Origin of the sequence: Microcoleus sp. MON2_D5 (genome assembly GCF_036701905.1) — a bacterium.
Lineage (GTDB): Bacteria > Cyanobacteriota > Cyanobacteriia > Cyanobacteriales > Microcoleaceae > Microcoleus.
In genome coordinates, this window is the sequence record NZ_JAUBRM010000024.1 from 50,878 (window position 1) to 66,400 (window position 15,523).

Consider the following 15,523-nt stretch of genomic DNA (forward strand, 5'->3'; position numbering starts at 1 on the left):
TCAACATGGTTCAACTGTCTTCTGACTGGAATAATGAGGCTTATGTGTCTCTGCATCTGGTTCAGACAATGCTGGAAATGGCAGGTTTGCCTCGCAAGAGTAGTTATTCTCACTGGATTCCAGAGTTTAAGGTTAAAGTACCTAGGCTGACTGCAAATAGTCAGTTAGTTTGGACTCAAAAAGAAGTTGATTTCTTAGTAGAAGATTTGAGTAGGTATATTAACTTTCTGGTTGAAATTAAGACGGCTAAAACTAGACTTGATGCGGCAGCTCGCATTCAGTTACAAACGTATCTGAAATACTCTAATACAAAATTTGGGATACTGATTGACCCTTTTTCGGTGGAGGTTTACGAATATACACAAGGACTCCCGACTCTAAAGTGTAAGCACAATATAGAAAACCCAGAACAAGTTCAACCAGTAGCAAATTTCGTTAGAAATTTTTTGGATACAGTTAAAATGCGTACAATTGCAATTTACACAGCTAAGGGTGGAGTTGGCAAAACCACGTTAGTCGTTAACATCGCTTATGAATTAGCCAAAATAGGTAATAGAGTTTTAGTTGTTGACTTGGATGATCAAGCTAATGCTAGTTTATCTTTAGGAGTTAATAAAGCTGATGAGTTAGATAATGCTACCAATCTGAAAGAGTTTGTCCAAATTTTGGATTCCTTTAAAGATCGAAAAGAACTCATTAATTTTTTAGAAGACTATGATAAAGAGGGTTTTAGCTATAAGGAATATATTCAACCTTCATCTTTAAATAAAATTCTCAATGTTGCTAATAGTACAAAGGGAAGAATAGATGTTCTCCCAAGCAGTTACAAAACAACAGACAGTAGCATTTTAAAATTAGGTGTTTTTTGGCAGAAAAAACTTGACAATGCCCTTTGGAAATCAGGTTTGTCAAACGATTATGAGTATGTAATTATGGATACGCCACCTAGCTTGACTGCTGTTACTCAGAATGGTATCCTTGCTGCTCAGTATGTAATCATACCGTCACAGATGGAGTATCTCTCAGTATATGCAATTAGGATACCCATAAAAGATGCAAAAGAGATTCACGATAATACCGATGGTAGGAGAGGAAATATTTTAGGAATAATTCCTATGATGGTTGAAAATGTTAAGCTGCACACTACTATAAAAGCTTTAGTTTCTAAGGTATTTCGAGATATCCCTCTTCTTCCAGAGATAAAGCGAGCTACCGCTGTTGGTCAAGCTTCTCACGATCGCAAACCTCTTTCTTTATTTGCTGAGCATAATAGAACAGCGAGTAGTGTAGCAGCACAATTTTCAACTTTGACCAAACAAATAGTCAACCAAATAGATCACTTAGAAAGGAATAGCAGTAAGTAGCATGGTCAACTTTTACAAAAAAATTGAAAGCCAACCTTCTTTTGTAGTCTTAAATCAGATAGAAATTGCTCAAGAAAATTCAGGCACTTCAACCTCAATCATCAAAAAAGTTTCGCAATCTCTAACAGATTGGAACTTTAACCTGTCTCTGCCTATTGTTTGTCTCACCGATGAAGAAGATAAATACCATTTGTTAACAGGTTTACCAATCTATGAAGCAGGTAAAGCAGCCAATCTAGTCAGGATGTGGGTGTTTGTCATTGCAGCTAAACAACCAGAAGCAGAAAAGGCCATTGAACAAGCTGTTTTGCAGTCAAAGCTGAATGAAAGAGTTGTTGAGCCTCAAGACGTTACAGATTTCTTGGATTTTATTAACAATCCAAAATCTGACCTTACCTCAATCCCTGGCGTTAAAGATGGATACGCAAAGCTGATCCGCGATAAGCGTGTTTACAGTTCTCTGGAAGATATGCAGAAAAAACTAGGTGCTAAGCGCGGCTTAAATTGGCTAAGAGCATACAAGCAATCAAAAAGCTAAGCTCGCCAGTTCTTGAAGTTTTGAGAAGTGCGATCGCCCCGAACCTCACTTCACCAAAAGCGCGATCGCCCTCAACCCTTCAAATCTCACCATTCATCTGCATCTGATGCACCTTATCTGCCAACTCTTGCAAGCGCTTTTCGTCCAACTCGTCAATCGCCAGCATCCCGACATAGATGATTTCCTTCAGCGTTAGTCGGGTTGCGAGCGCCTTTTTCTGCACAAGTTCCTTAATTATGGGGCTCACCCCGATGGCGGTACTGGCTCTAGTCACAAAGGTAACGGGAGATTAACAACTTTGACTAAATCTTAGCACCTTTAAGCTGAGCTTTTAGCTGCGATGCAAAGTGCTTAAGCGCGTCTTGACAAGACGAAACTAAACGGTTTATAGTGGAAATGTGGAAAGGCCGATCGGCCTATTCCTCAATAATCTCCACCAAGTCCTCAATCATCACATCAAACGCCCGCGCTAACTTGTACAGGGCGGTAAAGTCAACCATTGATATTTCTGAACGACGAGCATAGCTGGTTATGGTGCTGTAGATCACGCCCGATCGCTCAGCCACCTCCTTGAATGTCCAGCCCCTCTCGGCCGCTAACTCTCGCACTTTTACTCTGACTAAACCCATGCTTGACAAATAATGCAGTTGCGTTTTAAGATAATTGCATCTGAAAAAGCGATCGCCCCCGGTCTAGACAACTAAAGGTCGATCGACTTATTCCTCCAAAACCTCAACCAAATCCTCAATCATCACATCAAAAGTCCGAGCTAACTTCCGCAGGCAAGTAAAGTCAACCATTGCCATTTCAGGACGACGAGCATAGCTTCTGACAGTACTATAAATTACCCCGGAACGATCGGATACTTCCTTAAGCGTCCAGCCCTTCTCCGCCGCTAGTTCCCGAATTTTTAGCCTGACTAAACCCATGCTTGACAGTTGATGCAATTTTAAGGTTGACTCACCATGATATCAGAAAATCAGTCAAAATCGTGGTCGATCGACTACTCCTCCAAAACCTCAACCAAATCCTCAATCATCACATCAAAAGTCCGAGCTAATTTTAGCAGCAAAGTAAAGTCAACCGTTGTCAGCCCTGGACAGCGAGCATAATGCTTGACCGTGTTGTATACCACCCCAGAACGTTCTGAAACTTCCTTGAATGTCCAGCCTTTCTCTGCTGCTAGTTCTCTGACTTTAATTCTTACTAAACCCATGCTTGACAATGGGTGCTATAACACCTTACAATAAATTTATCTAAAAAGCCGATCGCCCCCCGGCCTGGAAAACTAAAGGGCGATCGTTTTCAAAACTTAAATAGACAGTTACTAGCTGTCTGACTTAGTATGATAGCATCATCCCAGCTAAAATCAAGCACTTTCGCCTGCTCCAAAATAATTCACAAATCTCCCATCCTGCATCCGCTGGCGAGATTTGTCACAGAAGAAACAGTTGCACTCCTGTTCAATATCTCAGCAGACGAGATTTATCGCATCGAATGCTGTCGTTACATGGTGTACGTGCACGCCAAAGGCATCAGCCGGTTTGTCAGCTACGCTGATTTTCCCCCGATTGTCCGAGTAAATGCGATCGCGCCTCAAGATTTTGGCAGATGGTACAAACGCTGGAAAAGCAAGCAAGCACCAGCATTTTGGACGAAATTCTACACGTACAAGTTCAAAAAAGCTGTTTCAGTTGACAGCTTGCTGGAGTGGGGTCAATTGGTAGCTACAGTTAAATCGGTCATTTCTGGGGTGGCGCTGCAACAGCTACGAGATGTCTATGCCCAAGAAAAAGATTTGATGGAGAAATTTTAAAGTGCGATCGACTTAATCCTACTTGAACTTTCAATTAAATTTTAAAACACTTCATCCTCGATACCCAGCCACCATTCCCCCAGATTCATTAAATCTTTGTGAAGGTCAGTAAGTTCTGTCATATACTCTTCAGCAGAAATCTCCGATCGCCTTTCTTGCAATTTTTTCAGCCGCAGTTGCACCAACAGCCAAGGTTTGGAAATCCCGTCCTTTGCTTCGATATATTGGGCTAGCTCTTTGCTGTCCATAGTTATTGTTATTTGTTATTTGTTATTTGTTATCTGTTGGTAGGTGGACTGGTATTATACCAACGTTGAAATCCCTTTAAAAAAACCTCATTTTTTCCCGTCGCTTTTAACCGATATTTTGAACCCTTCTCCAGCACAGGCAAGATGCCTGTTCCACAAAACATCAGGTTGCTTGTGGGGTGGGCATCTTGGCCGCCGGAAAACATCCTTTACCTGTAATCCGAAGTCTGAATATTCTTGAGCTTCGCAGCATATTTCATGCCGTATTCCGGGCGACAGAAGCGATCGATTTGAGACTCAAAGAAAGCTCGATTTGCCTTCAAATGCTTTGGATTTGGGTCATCTAAAGGATACAAAAGAGCAGTCCGCAAAGCTTGAATCACCGCCGAAGTAACGCAGTACATCGATCGCTGAAAAGTCACCCCAATTTGATTGAGAATATCATCTTCGCCACGACAGCGCTGTTTGTAGAAATCCATCAAATACGGCGGCAAGAAATGCAGCATATCTTGTGCTAGCAAAGTCGGCGGAATCCCCGCCGTACCTACCGGGAATTTGTCTGCATACAAAACTCCGTAGTGGAAGTCTTTTTGATCGTCAGGAACTTCCTTAGCTTGAGCGTTGTAAGATTTGGTGCCTCGGAACGGCGAAGTGCGATAAAATACAGCTTCCACGTAAGGTAACGCGGCTTCATAAAGCCAAGTGAAACCTTTAGATTTCGGGATGATTTCGTAGGTTTCGCCGTCGATTTGAACGTGGTGGTAAATCGGACGACCGGCGATCGCAAATATGCCATTTACTAGGAAATCCATCGCCTGCGGGACTGTCGTAATTTTCCCTTCGTCGTACAAGTCGGAAACCTCAAAAAACACCGGCGCCATGACTTCCCAGAATAAACCGAGATTGCTGTAATAAGACATTTGGCGGCACTGTTCTAAAAACATTTCTGGAAATGCTTTGTGAAGTCCCAGCATGAACGGGTTTTTTTTGAAGTAAGCTTTAATTGCCCGATCGGCATTAGCCTTATATTCGTCACTGTCCAAATAAGGATCGAATTGATTGGTCGGCACGTACAAGCCCCGGTGCCAAAGCATTGACCTCATGCACTCTTCCGCAAATTCCATGTTAATGCGATCGTGCCACAAATGGTGAAACAGCCGCGGCATTTTACCAGTTTCACCCTTCTGCATGAACTCCAAAAGTTCCGGGTGAACACTTCCAGTCCCGCGCCAAATACGCAAATCTGCACCGTCGCCTGCATAGTGATTTTGCAAGTCTAAATACTCCTGCGGCAAGAAGTATTTAAAGAAAGGAAGCGGGTGTAAAAATACCCGTTCGGCGATGTAAAGCAAATCCCGCCAGTAGAAATCCATCGGCACTGCGTAAGCTTTCCAGATAGCGATGATTTGCATCAAATTTTCCGGCGTATCTGGAATCATCGCGCCGCCAGCTTCCAGCCTGTGAATTACTTCGGCAAATTGGTGTTTGGAAGGAGGTAGTTTAGTTGCTGGTTTATTAGGGGTTTGTACCATTGTTTCTTCCTTTGATTGAGTGAATCTAAATATTTTGAATTATTGCAAAAAGCTGCGATTCTTTAACTGGTTCCCAGGATATTCCTGGGAACCGATATCCAGGCCCGCGAGCCGTAAAATTGGAGGCAGAGCCTCGGGATCTGCGTTACCAGGCAGAGCCTGGTAACGAGTAGATTGTTAGTCTGCAGAGGCGGACTTCGTTTGTGTAGACGCGATTTGCATAGCCGACTGTTCTAGGGGATAGCTAATAGCTATTTGGGTATTTCTGACCGCCGGCAGAGTAGCAAAGATCGCATTTGTAGTTGATTCGCTCCACTTGAGCAGCCAAGCAGGTTGAATCCCCAACACAAAAATGATGCCCGCCAAAACCAGCGCCGGCATATTTTCACCAAACGTAACTGGAGGGTAGTAAGCCGTGGCATTGTCCAACTTCCCAAAACAGGTGCGGTTGAGCAGAATTACAAAGTAAACTGCTGTTAAACCCGAAGCTAAAATGCACAGTAAAGTTGGAATTGGAAAGATCGAGAAACTGCCTTGAAACACTAAAAATTCAGCAACAAAACCCACCAAACCCGGAATTCCGGCGCTTGCCATGCCGCCCAAAACTAACAGGGAACTGGCAGTGGGTAAACCCCGCATCGGGTTCATCAAACCATTGAGCACGTCCAAATCCCGCGTGCCAACTTTGGTTTCGATGATGCCTACCAAATAAAACAGCAAAGCTAAAATTAAACCGTGGCTTACCATTTGCCCGACAGCGCCGATTAATGCCAGCTTCGTACCCGCAGCGCAGGCAACGAGGATGTAGCCCATATGTCCGATCGAACTATAGGCTACCATGCGCTTGATGTCTTTTTGGGCGATCGCGCTCAAAGCACCGTACATCACGCTCACAGTCCCGATAATCGCTAAACTGGGAGCTATCATCGACCAAGTTTCGGGAAACATCTGCAAGCCAAACCGCACTAAACCGTAAGTTCCCAACTTCGCCAGAATTCCTCCCAGCAAAATTGCTGTTGCTGGCGAAGCTTCGACGTAAGCATCAGGCAGCCAAGTATGCAGCGGCACTAAAGGAATTTTAATTCCCAACCCAATTAGTACAATTGTTAGCAGGATCAATTGCGTGTTCAAGGGCAATTCTTGAGTGGTAATCGCAGTGTAATCGAAATTTAAAGACCCACTCAGCCAAGCCACACCCAAAAATGCTGCCAGCACTAAAAGTCCCGAAACTGCCGTGTAGATCAAAAACTTCATGGCAGCGTATTCCCGCTGCTTTCCGCCCCAAATCGCAATCAACAGGTAAAAAGGAATTAATTCTATTTCGTAAAACAGTACAAACAGCAGCAAATTTTGAGACATCAAAGCTCCGGCAATACCAGCATTGATTAGCAAAATCAAAGCGTAGTAAAGCTGGGGGCGATCCATCTTTTCGCCAGTGCCGTAAATGACTAATAGCGTCAGCAAAGCACTTAAAACCAGCAGCGGCAAGGACAAGCCGTCAATGCCCAAGTTGTAGCTCAAACCTAATTGTGGAATCCAAGGCAAATATTCTTGAAATTGCAATCCCGGATTGGCTGGATTGAATTGAGTCAACAGCCAGATATTCAAAAGGAAAACAGCAGCAGCAAAAGCTGAAGCTATTGAACGAAGACGCATCCCATTGATATTTCCGGGCAGGAAACCGACTACCGCAGCGCCCAACGCGGGCAACCAGAGCAAGGCACTAAGCATAATGTGTGAAGAGTGAAGAGTGAAGAATCAATTAATTTGGCAGCCTCTTGTCTTGGATAACTGGAGAGCTTAGATCTTAACTTTTTCCCAGTTATCTATCCGAAATTGCCTCAAGACTCAGAAAGAATAGTGACTCTCCCCGTGTCTAAATCGTAATATCCACCAACAACTTTCAGTTTATTCTCCGCAATTAACTTAGATATAACGGGAGATGCTTTCAACTTGTTAGCTTGGACAACCACATTGGCTTTTGAAGCATTTTCTAGCTTGTCGCCTGTTTGGCTTTTCGAGCTTTCTACAGCAGGCTTAATTGCGTCGAGCAAACTGCCAATTTGACCGGGAACCTGAGCTCCTTTGATGGTTGCGTCTACCGCACCGCACCTTTTATGGCCGACTACCACAAGCACTTTTGCTCCCAGTACCAGCGTGCCAAATTCCAGGCTGCCAATTTCTTCTGGAGTAGCAACATTTCCGGCCACGCGACAAACAAATAAATCTCCCAATCCCTGATCGAAGATAATTTCGGAAGGAAAGCGGGAATCTGCACAGCCCAGAATAGCAGCAAAGGGTTTTTGAGCTACGGCAACTTCGAGAAGGCGGGGTAAGTCTTGGTTGGGACTTTGGCGTTTGCTGTCAACAAACCGTTTGTTTCCGTCGATTAACTTTTGGAGAGCTGCATCGGGAGTTAAGTCTTGAGCAATTGCTGGTTCAGGTGCAGCCAAATCAGCGCCTGCTCGTGCTGCGAGTATCCCTGTACCAATAGCACCTGCGACAAATTTCAGGGAATTGCGGCGGGAAAGATTGAATTGTCTGTTATTTGAGTTCATTGATTTGGCCTTGTTGTATGTAGTTTGAAATCTTTGTTCAAGACTTCATGTTTTTAAGATTTTAGATTAAAACTGTCACCTAAAATCTTAAATTTTATATAGTTTTAGCCGCCCACAATCAGCGACAAGCGAGCTAGCAAAGGCCAGCTTACCAGCAGTCCCAAAAGTGCTACTCCCAACAGAATTGTCAGGGCGTAAAACTGAGTTTGACCCGTAACGTTGTATTTGAGGCTCTGCCCGCCGAAAACCGTTGCAAAACCGATTAAGTTCACGAATCCGTCAACAATATTGCGATCGACCCAGGAGATGATTTGCGAAACCAAACCAACTGCAAATATCACTGTCACGCGGTAAAGTTTGGCAGTGTAAAAGTCGTAGGCAAAAAAGTCTTGCAGGGCTTGAGAACCGATTCGCACCGGTTTTTCCCATTTCTCGTTCAGGTAAACAAATGCTCCTGCACCGATGCCGATCGCGGTTGACAAAACTAGCAGTCCAGTGGCGGTATAATTCAAACTTGCCCCAGGCAAGACCTGCCACGTCGCCAGCAAGTGCGGAACGTGCAAAGTAAAGCCCATTAAAACAGTCATCGGCAAGATAAAAGGCCAGTGAACTTCCGGCGAACGTTCGGTCATTTGCTTTGGTTTGCCGCCGAAAACTAAACCGAAGACGCGCACCAAGCCAAAAGCAGTGACGCCGTTTACAAACAGCACTATTCCTAACAAGAAAGGGTGAGTTTGCCAAAGCCCGGATGTGAAGTCTTCTAAAGCCCAGAAACAGCCGAAGGGAGGCAGTCCCACCAATCCAGCGCTACCGACAATAAACGATATCGCTGATATTGGCCGCTTTCCCCACAAACCGCCGAGAGCTCGGACATCCTGAGTGATGCTGTTCCAAACTACCGAACCGATGCTCATCACCAGCAAACCCATTGCGAAGGTGTAGGCAAATATCAATGTCAGGGCTGTCTGGGCTTGTCCGGTACCCACGGCGATAAATACTAAGCCCATGTAAGAGCTGACTATATAGGAAAGCGTGCGCTTAATGTCAATTTGGGCGATCGCAATTAATGAAGCACCCACCGCTGTCGCAGCACCCACAGCAATAGTTGCCGTCATCCCAATCGGCGACAAAGCAATCACTGGCTGCAACTTAATCAAAATCCAAGCACCAGTTTCCACAACTACGGTGTTCCGCAAAATCGTCGCCGGCAGCGGGCCTTCCATCGCCTCATCTAGCCACAGGTGCAAGGGAAACTGAGCACACTTACCCATCGGGCCGGCAATCAAAGCTAAAGTCAGCAGTGTCGCTACAGTGGGGTCAAGCTTTGCAGTCTGGGCCCAAACACCCAACTCGTCAAAATTCCAAGTTCCAGCCAGCGGCAGAATGGCGACTACTCCCATCAGCAGGAATAAGTCACCCACCCGCTTTGTTAAGAAAGCGTCGCGGGCTCCTGTCACCACCAAAGACTGATTGAACCACAGCCCGACTAGCAGGTAAGTACCCAAAGTCAGAACTTCCAAAATCATGTAGCTGAAGAACAGGGAATTGCACAGTACCAACCCGCACATCCCGGCTTCAAACAGCCCCATCAGAGAAAAGAACCGAGCCCAGCCCCAGTCCATTTCCATGTAACCGAAAGCATAAACCTGCGCCAGCAAGTTCAGTCCGGTAATCAAAACAGTCGCCCCGACGGTGACAGCAGAGATTTCAACGGGAATGGTTAAGTCTAAACCTGCTACATTCAGCCAAGGAATAAACTGGTGTTGCGCCGGTTGGTTCCAGATAGCTGTCAGGGCTATGACGGCGTGTAAGAAAGCGAACAAGGTTAATATGGCGTTCACGTAACCGGATGGTCTTGGCCCCGTGCGGCGGGTAACTGCTGGAAACCACAGCATCGACAGAACTCCGCCGATAAGTGGATAGCAAGGTATAAACCAAACGGTCTGGAGTAAGATTTGAGCCATTGGCATTACCTGTAAAGGTTACAAAAATTTAAAATTATGAGAATAATTCCGATCGCGCTGACGACAGCACTGAAAAGCCAGAAGGCAGAAGTAAAGAAAATTTGGGGGTTTGCCTCTGAGTTGGTTCCCGTCGTCAAACCGAGCGCTTCAGAATCGACTTATTAATTTTATATTAAGTATTGCGTTAAATTTTCATATTTCTGATTCAGCATATCTATAGGAATCAATAAAGTTCACTTATAGGTATTTATAGGGGGGGGGATTGTATACCAAAGAATATTTGTCTATCGGACATCTTGCACCATTTTGATGAACAGCCCTAAAAGCCTGTTCCACTCATAGTTCAATTTTTTTTGTGGGGAGTACGGGTTGGGGAGGAGAGCCAGCCCGTGAAATCCTTATTTAGAAGAGGCTTTCCGGCTTGTTCCACTCATAGTTCAATTTTTTTGTGGGGAGTACGGGCTGGGCAGGAGAGCCCGCCCGTGAAAGGCTGATGCTCTAAAATTTTAAAACCGCTCAATGTCCCAAGCTGATTCGGGCAGTTTGGCTTGGCGCTGTCCCATGGACCTTGCCCTAACATTCAAAAGACCGATCGGCGTATTAAACAAATCTACCAGATCGGCTCGGGCGATCCTCTTCGAGGGCTTCGCTAACGCACTTTTGGCAGCAGCAACCGGAAATTCCTTGAACAGCCACCTAGCCAGCCGGTAAAAATATTCCCCTGTTGTGAATTCTCGCATCAAATCGACACCGTGGAGTTCGTGCAAATATTTATTAGATTCCCCGTACCGATACCATTGACTTTGCAACTGTTTTATGGTGGAACGGTGGCGGTGTCGGACGATCGCATTTTCGGCAAAATACATTTTATAGGATGTTTCCCGCAAAATCCGCCAACACAAGTCAGCATCGCCGCCACTGGTGAGGTAAGGGCGAAATAATCCTATTTGTTGTAAAACTAGCCTCCTTACAGCTAAGTTGGCGGTTTGACCGTAGGGACAAAAAGGGTGAGCGAGAGTATGTTTTTGAGATAAAGTATTTTGGCGATCGGCGTGCTGTTCTAAAATAGTTTTACCGGGCAATGCGAGTATTTCCCCAGCGCTAATTCCTATTTCTAAGTCCACAAATGGCTTAACTAAATTTTCCAGCCAGTCAGATTCCGGGCGACAGTCTGCATCGGTAAATGCAATGATTTCGCCTGTGGATGCGCGAATTCCTTGATTGCGGGCGGCGTAGGAACTTTGAATCTGATTTTCGGTGAGGTGGCGAATGGTTATTTGATTGAAATTGCTTCCTCCCTTTACCAAAGGGGGGACTGGGGGGGGGTTAGAGGCTGCTGTTTGGAGGATGGTTGAAGTGCGATCGCGACTTTTGTTGTCTACTAAGAGATATTCTACTCTGTGTGGCGGATAAGTTTGCGATCGCAGGCACTCGATCAACTCCGGCAAATCCATCTCGCCGTTGTAAACAGGCACAACCACGGAAACCTCTGGTAAAAACGTTTTAGTCATTCACAAACAACCGTAAACGATAGTATAACTAATATTGAGTAAGATTAAACGAACCGCGAAGGCGCTAAGGAGGCTAAGGAAGATAAATAAGCAAATGTAGTTCTTCCTTTGTCCTATAACCCTCTTCGCGGTTCTTCAAATAATTCAAAAGCGTTACTAAGTTCCATTGGATTAACTGGGGATATCAATTCTCAAAATTATAAGTTCCAAGCTTTAAACAGGCAAGATGCCTGTTCCACAACTGCATTCAGTTCTTGTGGAACAGGCATCTTGCCTGTTTCTCTTTCAAATAGTAGAAAATATCTCTTACATCCCCTGTGCAATCCGTCACCCAATCCGTTCTCAACTGTTCCCCGTCAACATCAAAATCATTAACACTAACACCCCGTTAGTTAGATAAAAGATTCCCACAACCTGAGTTTCCAACCAGCCGCACAGTTCTAGATGATGGTGGAGAGGAGCCATTCTTAACAGACGCTTGCCGATTCCATCAGGCCCTTTTGTAGCTTTGTAATAACCTACTTGAGCAATTACTGACAGCGTTTCAATAAAGAAAATCCCGCTGATAATTAATAATATCCAAAGGCTATTTGTTAATAAAGCTACCGCACCCAACGCACCGCCCAAAGCTAAAGCACCTGTATCGCCCATAAACACCTTGGCTGGATTGCGGTTGTGTGCTAAAAAACCGAGACAACTGCCGCTGATGCAAGCGCAAAATATCATTAATTCTGGCGAAGTTGAGGCTACAGATGCGCCCAGTCCCAAAAGTGCGATCGCGCCCAAACCTCCCATCAATCCGTCAACGCCGTCAGTAATATTAGTAGCGTTGCTTTCAGCTACCAGCACAAAACCCGCCAGAGGCCAAAACAGAAAACCTAAAGGCAATACCCAACCGAAAGGCAAAGCAATGCTCGTAGAAATACCTGGTTCGCGGAACATCAGCCACAGACAAAATAGAGCTGCAAAACCTATTTGCAAAGCCAATTTCATCCGAGGTGAAATACCTTTATTCGACTTGAGGCGCAGAATTTGCCAGTCGTCTATCCAGCCGATGAAACCGTAAGCTAAAGTTAAAGCCGATACGGCAACAACATCTGAGTTAAATCTAGACCAAAGCAAAGCTACTGCGACTCCTGCTGGCACAAAAAAGATGCCTCCCATTGTCGGCGTTCCCGCCTTTTTTAAATGAGCTTGGGGGCCGTCTTCGCGAATTATTTGTCCTGCTTTTAGTTGCTGGAGTAAAGGCACAACTACACAGCCCACACCCGATGCAACTACAGCACAAACAGCTAGTGGCATAAATAGCGATGCAGGCGTATTTAAAAGTCTACCCGCTGCTACATCTAAACCGATCGCTACAATGCCGAGCCCCAAACTCAGCAGCAGGAATAAATTCCTGCCTGTAAGTTTGAAAGGCATAGTAAAAGGGATTTTCTCATCCACAAAGTTATCCATAACACTCCTCACCACACACTATTTGAGAATAAGCAATTGAAAATTGGGGAATAGGGTGCGATACAGGAGACTGAGAAATCTCTTAGTTTTTCTTCCCTGTTTCCGGTTGATTCCTTCACCCTTCTACCCGTTATTCTTCCCCTACACTCACATCATCTTCTACTTCATCTTCTAAATCATCGTAAGGACTGTCGTCAACTGCCATAAGTTCAGAAATTTCTTCTTCGTGCAGATAGTCGGGTTCTTGGACATCCCTTGCTAACAGGCGATTGTTAGATTCCAACCAGTCTAAAAGAGAAGATTGCTGCTTTAATGGAATTACATCCGCAGGCAAGTGGCGAGGTATTTGACGCAGAGATGGGTTGTACATGATTCTTGGTTTTTAAAGACAAAGACGCGATCGAGTGGAGGTAACGTTTTGCCGACGGGCTGCTGCTTCGATCGAGCACTTGCCAATCGGGCATTTAGCAAGGCTAAAGCATTATACCACAGGCACTGTTTGGTTCCGGATCGGATAAGATGGGAGACCCAAAAGGCGATCGCCCCCCAGCATGGGCGTCAGGATAACACTAAAATCCGCTCTTGCCAATCCTTCTTTAGCCCTAAGCATTTTAATCCGAGACGATCGTCTTTAAGATATCGCGGGACACGCGGCGATCCTATTCTGCAAGCTTCGCTAACGGCAAGGGGTTGATTCACAACAGTCTCCTGGTTTTTCATCAAAGCCTTAGCCCGAATGCCCTCTGGCTTCTTCAGTCAACTCTCAAGCAATAAATCTCAGAATGGATATAACGGCAGCGGTTTTATACAACAAAGAGGGTTACCACACCGGAGGGAAAAAACTTCTGGGGCGTCATTCAGCCGGAGAAGGGTTTCTCAAAAGCTTAGTCCAACACGGAAGCGCTGACTCTCTCTACTGTTGCGCCGATAGCGCAACAACCTTTAAGGAGTTTTGTTCGCACATCCAACCTTGGCTGCAAAAACCTCGGAAAGTTCGCTGGATTCCCATGGAACGACCGGATTTGCTATCTCAACCGGGCACAATTTACCGACCAGATCCGGTTCTGTCGCAGATGGTGTGGGCGCGCAGATTTGTCGATCAGCGGGCCTACAGCGTTTGCGGCGTTACTCACACGATCGGTACAAAATACATCATGGAGGCGATCGGCGATTTGATCACCGCACCCATGCAGCCTTGGGACGCCCTGATCTGCACCTCTACAGCCGTGAAAACAGCAGTAGAAGGAGTTATGAGGGAGTGGTCTGAATATTTAGCCCAGCGGAACGGCGGTAAACCGGAAATTTTGGTCAAATTCCCCGTTATTCCCCTAGGAGTGGATTGCAGCGCGTTTCCGCAGGGTGTGGAAGCAGTTAATAGTCGCCGCCAACTGCGACAAGAACTCGGCATTTCTCCCGAAGATATTGTTGTGTTATTTGTCGGTCGATTGACTTTTTCTGCAAAAGCTCATCCGGTACCCATGTACATCGCCCTAGAACGGGCATCACAACAGACAAAAGCCAAAATCCACTTAGTTCAAGCCGGTTGGATCGAAGATCCGAGAGAAGAACCCGACTTTAAAAATAGCGCACAAATATTTTGTCCGTCGGTGAATGCTATTTTTTTAGATGGGAGACAGCCCGAAATTAGAATAAATATTTGGTCTGCAGCCGACATTTTCATTTCGCTGTCCGACAACATTCAAGAATCCTTCGGACTGACACCAATAGAAGCCATGGCGAACGGACTGCCGGCCATAGTCTCCGATTGGAACGGATACAAAGAATCTGTACGCCACGAAATAGACGGCTTCCGCATTCCCACACTCATCCCGCCCCCGGAATCTTGTTTAGATTTAGCCCTAAATTATCTTGACGGCAGCTTAAATTGGCCGACTTACATGGGTCACACTTCCCTCGCCACAGCAGTTGACATTGATGCTTGCACCCTGGCGTTGTGCCAATTAATTGAAAACCCCGAATTGAGAAAGCGGATGGGGGAAAATGCCAGACAAAGGGCGAGGGAAATTTATGATTGGAAAGTAGTTATTGCTGCTTACGAACAATTGTGGCAGGAATTAGCAGAGATTCGCCTTGCGGCACCGGAGTCAGCACCTTTAAAACCCGGGAAGCCGCCTTATCCCCTAGGCGACGATCCGTTTCGGGTATTAGGTAATTATGCGACTAGAAGTTTAAGCAATGAGATGATGCTGAGTCTGGGTGCGATCGCCACACCAGAACTTCTGAGAGAGTTGCAAACAATTTGGTTTACCAGCTTCGGTCAGGACAGAAGAATCTCTGTTAACATTCAGATGGAGATATTGGAGGCGATCGAGCAAAAGGGTGCTGTCAGCGTTGGAGAAGTTCTCAGGCGTTATACCAAAAACGACCAAGAATTAGCATCCCTGTATCGGACTCTGCTCTATCTGGTGAAATTTGGTATCTTAGTTATTAGTTGTTAATACTCTGCGGACTCGGCGATTAAAATTGCTACTACACAAAATTTCGTCCCTCTCGCTTGAGACTGAAGAAAAGAG

General features: G+C 45.4%; 17 protein-coding genes. 5 read left to right on the plus strand and 12 right to left on the minus strand.

Translation table 11 applies throughout. The features are described 5' to 3' along the window. The first annotated feature begins 5 nt into the window (after nucleotides 1-5). Together QUA47_RS11090 and QUA47_RS11095 are read left to right on the plus strand one after the other, a co-directional pair. Complete coding sequence (locus tag QUA47_RS11090; protein ID WP_333430781.1) at nucleotides 6-1,364, plus strand: AAA family ATPase; 1,359 nt, start codon at nucleotides 6-8, stop codon at nucleotides 1,362-1,364. A gap of 1 nt (nucleotide 1,365) precedes the next feature. Further along, nucleotides 1,366-1,902, plus strand: coding sequence for a hypothetical protein (locus tag QUA47_RS11095; protein WP_333388940.1), 537 nt, complete (start codon nucleotides 1,366-1,368; stop codon nucleotides 1,900-1,902). Nucleotides 1,903-1,981: 79 nt separating this feature from the next. On the opposite strand, the gene QUA47_RS11100 is transcribed toward QUA47_RS11095, so the two are convergent. From QUA47_RS11100 to QUA47_RS11115, 4 genes are all read right to left on the minus strand, one after another. Next, a complete protein-coding gene (locus QUA47_RS11100; protein ID WP_006631309.1) occupies nucleotides 1,982-2,176 on the minus strand; it encodes a hypothetical protein in 195 nt (64 codons plus the stop codon). Between the two features lie 142 nt (nucleotides 2,177-2,318). Then, entirely contained in the window at nucleotides 2,319-2,531 is a 213-nt protein-coding gene (locus QUA47_RS11105; RefSeq protein WP_006631308.1) for a helix-turn-helix domain-containing protein, read from the minus strand. Nucleotides 2,532-2,618: 87 nt separating this feature from the next. Next, complete coding sequence (locus QUA47_RS11110) at nucleotides 2,619-2,831, minus strand: helix-turn-helix domain-containing protein (protein WP_006631307.1); 213 nt, start codon at nucleotides 2,829-2,831, stop codon at nucleotides 2,619-2,621. A gap of 74 nt (nucleotides 2,832-2,905) precedes the next feature. Continuing rightward, nucleotides 2,906-3,118, minus strand: coding sequence for a helix-turn-helix domain-containing protein (locus QUA47_RS11115; RefSeq protein ID WP_006631306.1), 213 nt, complete (start codon nucleotides 3,116-3,118; stop codon nucleotides 2,906-2,908). Nucleotides 3,119-3,247: 129 nt separating this feature from the next. On the opposite strand from QUA47_RS11115, the gene QUA47_RS11120 reads away from it, so the two are divergent. Next, entirely contained in the window at nucleotides 3,248-3,718 is a 471-nt protein-coding gene (locus tag QUA47_RS11120; protein WP_333430782.1) for a hypothetical protein, read from the plus strand. 41 nt (nucleotides 3,719-3,759) lie between these two features. Here the strand turns inward: QUA47_RS11120 and QUA47_RS11125 are convergent, their stop codons facing one another. The 5 genes from QUA47_RS11125 to QUA47_RS11145 form a co-directional block, all read right to left on the minus strand. Then, entirely contained in the window at nucleotides 3,760-3,966 is a 207-nt protein-coding gene (locus QUA47_RS11125) for a hypothetical protein (RefSeq protein ID WP_333405958.1), read from the minus strand. A gap of 209 nt (nucleotides 3,967-4,175) precedes the next feature. Then, entirely contained in the window at nucleotides 4,176-5,498 is a 1,323-nt protein-coding gene (locus QUA47_RS11130) for a CO2 hydration protein (RefSeq protein ID WP_333220430.1), read from the minus strand. A 177-nt stretch (nucleotides 5,499-5,675) separates the two neighbouring features. Then, nucleotides 5,676-7,229 carry an NADH-quinone oxidoreductase subunit M gene (locus QUA47_RS11135; RefSeq protein ID WP_333430783.1) on the minus strand — a complete coding sequence of 518 codons (1,554 nt, stop codon included), beginning with the start codon at nucleotides 7,227-7,229 and terminating at the stop codon, nucleotides 5,676-5,678. Between the two features lie 110 nt (nucleotides 7,230-7,339). Further along, the gene (locus QUA47_RS11140) at nucleotides 7,340-8,056 is read right to left on the minus strand and encodes a carbonic anhydrase (RefSeq protein ID WP_333405954.1); all 717 of its coding nucleotides are present in this window, start codon (nucleotides 8,054-8,056) and stop codon (nucleotides 7,340-7,342) included. Nucleotides 8,057-8,160: 104 nt separating this feature from the next. Further along, a complete protein-coding gene (locus QUA47_RS11145) occupies nucleotides 8,161-10,020 on the minus strand; it encodes an NAD(P)H-quinone oxidoreductase subunit F (protein ID WP_333430784.1) in 1,860 nt (619 codons plus the stop codon). A gap of 36 nt (nucleotides 10,021-10,056) precedes the next feature. Here QUA47_RS11145 and QUA47_RS11150 point away from each other — a divergent pair, with 36 nt between their 5' ends. Next, entirely contained in the window at nucleotides 10,057-10,185 is a 129-nt protein-coding gene (locus tag QUA47_RS11150; RefSeq protein ID WP_333220422.1) for a hypothetical protein, read from the plus strand. A gap of 341 nt (nucleotides 10,186-10,526) precedes the next feature. On the opposite strand, the gene QUA47_RS11155 is transcribed toward QUA47_RS11150, so the two are convergent. The 3 genes from QUA47_RS11155 to QUA47_RS11165 form a co-directional block, all read right to left on the minus strand. Further along, nucleotides 10,527-11,531, minus strand: coding sequence for a glycosyltransferase (locus QUA47_RS11155; protein WP_333430785.1), 1,005 nt, complete (start codon nucleotides 11,529-11,531; stop codon nucleotides 10,527-10,529). 342 nt (nucleotides 11,532-11,873) lie between these two features. After that, entirely contained in the window at nucleotides 11,874-12,989 is a 1,116-nt protein-coding gene (mraY, locus tag QUA47_RS11160) for a phospho-N-acetylmuramoyl-pentapeptide-transferase (RefSeq protein ID WP_333430786.1), read from the minus strand. Nucleotides 12,990-13,119: 130 nt separating this feature from the next. Then, a complete protein-coding gene (locus tag QUA47_RS11165; protein ID WP_333220415.1) occupies nucleotides 13,120-13,359 on the minus strand; it encodes a DUF3134 domain-containing protein in 240 nt (79 codons plus the stop codon). Between the two features lie 412 nt (nucleotides 13,360-13,771). Here QUA47_RS11165 and QUA47_RS11170 point away from each other — a divergent pair, with 412 nt between their 5' ends. Further along, nucleotides 13,772-15,448: a glycosyltransferase family 4 protein gene (locus QUA47_RS11170; protein ID WP_333430787.1), complete on the plus strand. Its 1,677-nt coding sequence runs from the start codon at nucleotides 13,772-13,774 to the stop codon at nucleotides 15,446-15,448. The last annotated feature ends 75 nt before the right edge of the window (nucleotides 15,449-15,523 follow it).

What these genes read in the sequence shown, in the direction of transcription:
- QUA47_RS11090 (WP_333430781.1), top strand. Translation starts at nt 6, where the DNA reads ATGGTTCAACTGTCTTCTGACTGGAATAATGAGGCTTATGTGTCTCTG.
- QUA47_RS11095 (WP_333388940.1), top strand. Translation starts at nt 1,366, where the DNA reads ATGGTCAACTTTTACAAAAAAATTGAAAGCCAACCTTCTTTTGTAGTC.
- QUA47_RS11105 (WP_006631308.1), bottom strand. Translation starts at nt 2,531, where the DNA reads ATGGGTTTAGTCAGAGTAAAAGTGCGAGAGTTAGCGGCCGAGAGGGGC.
- QUA47_RS11110 (WP_006631307.1), bottom strand. Translation starts at nt 2,831, where the DNA reads ATGGGTTTAGTCAGGCTAAAAATTCGGGAACTAGCGGCGGAGAAGGGC.
- QUA47_RS11115 (WP_006631306.1), bottom strand. Translation starts at nt 3,118, where the DNA reads ATGGGTTTAGTAAGAATTAAAGTCAGAGAACTAGCAGCAGAGAAAGGC.
- QUA47_RS11120 (WP_333430782.1), top strand. Translation starts at nt 3,248, where the DNA reads ATGATAGCATCATCCCAGCTAAAATCAAGCACTTTCGCCTGCTCCAAA.
- QUA47_RS11125 (WP_333405958.1), bottom strand. Translation starts at nt 3,966, where the DNA reads ATGGACAGCAAAGAGCTAGCCCAATATATCGAAGCAAAGGACGGGATT.
- QUA47_RS11130 (WP_333220430.1), bottom strand. Translation starts at nt 5,498, where the DNA reads ATGGTACAAACCCCTAATAAACCAGCAACTAAACTACCTCCTTCCAAA.
- QUA47_RS11135 (WP_333430783.1), bottom strand. Translation starts at nt 7,229, where the DNA reads ATGCTTAGTGCCTTGCTCTGGTTGCCCGCGTTGGGCGCTGCGGTAGTC.
- QUA47_RS11140 (WP_333405954.1), bottom strand. Translation starts at nt 8,056, where the DNA reads ATGAACTCAAATAACAGACAATTCAATCTTTCCCGCCGCAATTCCCTG.
- QUA47_RS11145 (WP_333430784.1), bottom strand. Translation starts at nt 10,020, where the DNA reads ATGGCTCAAATCTTACTCCAGACCGTTTGGTTTATACCTTGCTATCCA.
- QUA47_RS11150 (WP_333220422.1), top strand. Translation starts at nt 10,057, where the DNA reads ATGAGAATAATTCCGATCGCGCTGACGACAGCACTGAAAAGCCAGAAG.
- QUA47_RS11155 (WP_333430785.1), bottom strand. Translation starts at nt 11,531, where the DNA reads ATGACTAAAACGTTTTTACCAGAGGTTTCCGTGGTTGTGCCTGTTTAC.
- mraY (WP_333430786.1), bottom strand. Translation starts at nt 12,989, where the DNA reads ATGGATAACTTTGTGGATGAGAAAATCCCTTTTACTATGCCTTTCAAA.
- QUA47_RS11165 (WP_333220415.1), bottom strand. Translation starts at nt 13,359, where the DNA reads ATGTACAACCCATCTCTGCGTCAAATACCTCGCCACTTGCCTGCGGAT.
- QUA47_RS11170 (WP_333430787.1), top strand. Translation starts at nt 13,772, where the DNA reads ATGGATATAACGGCAGCGGTTTTATACAACAAAGAGGGTTACCACACC.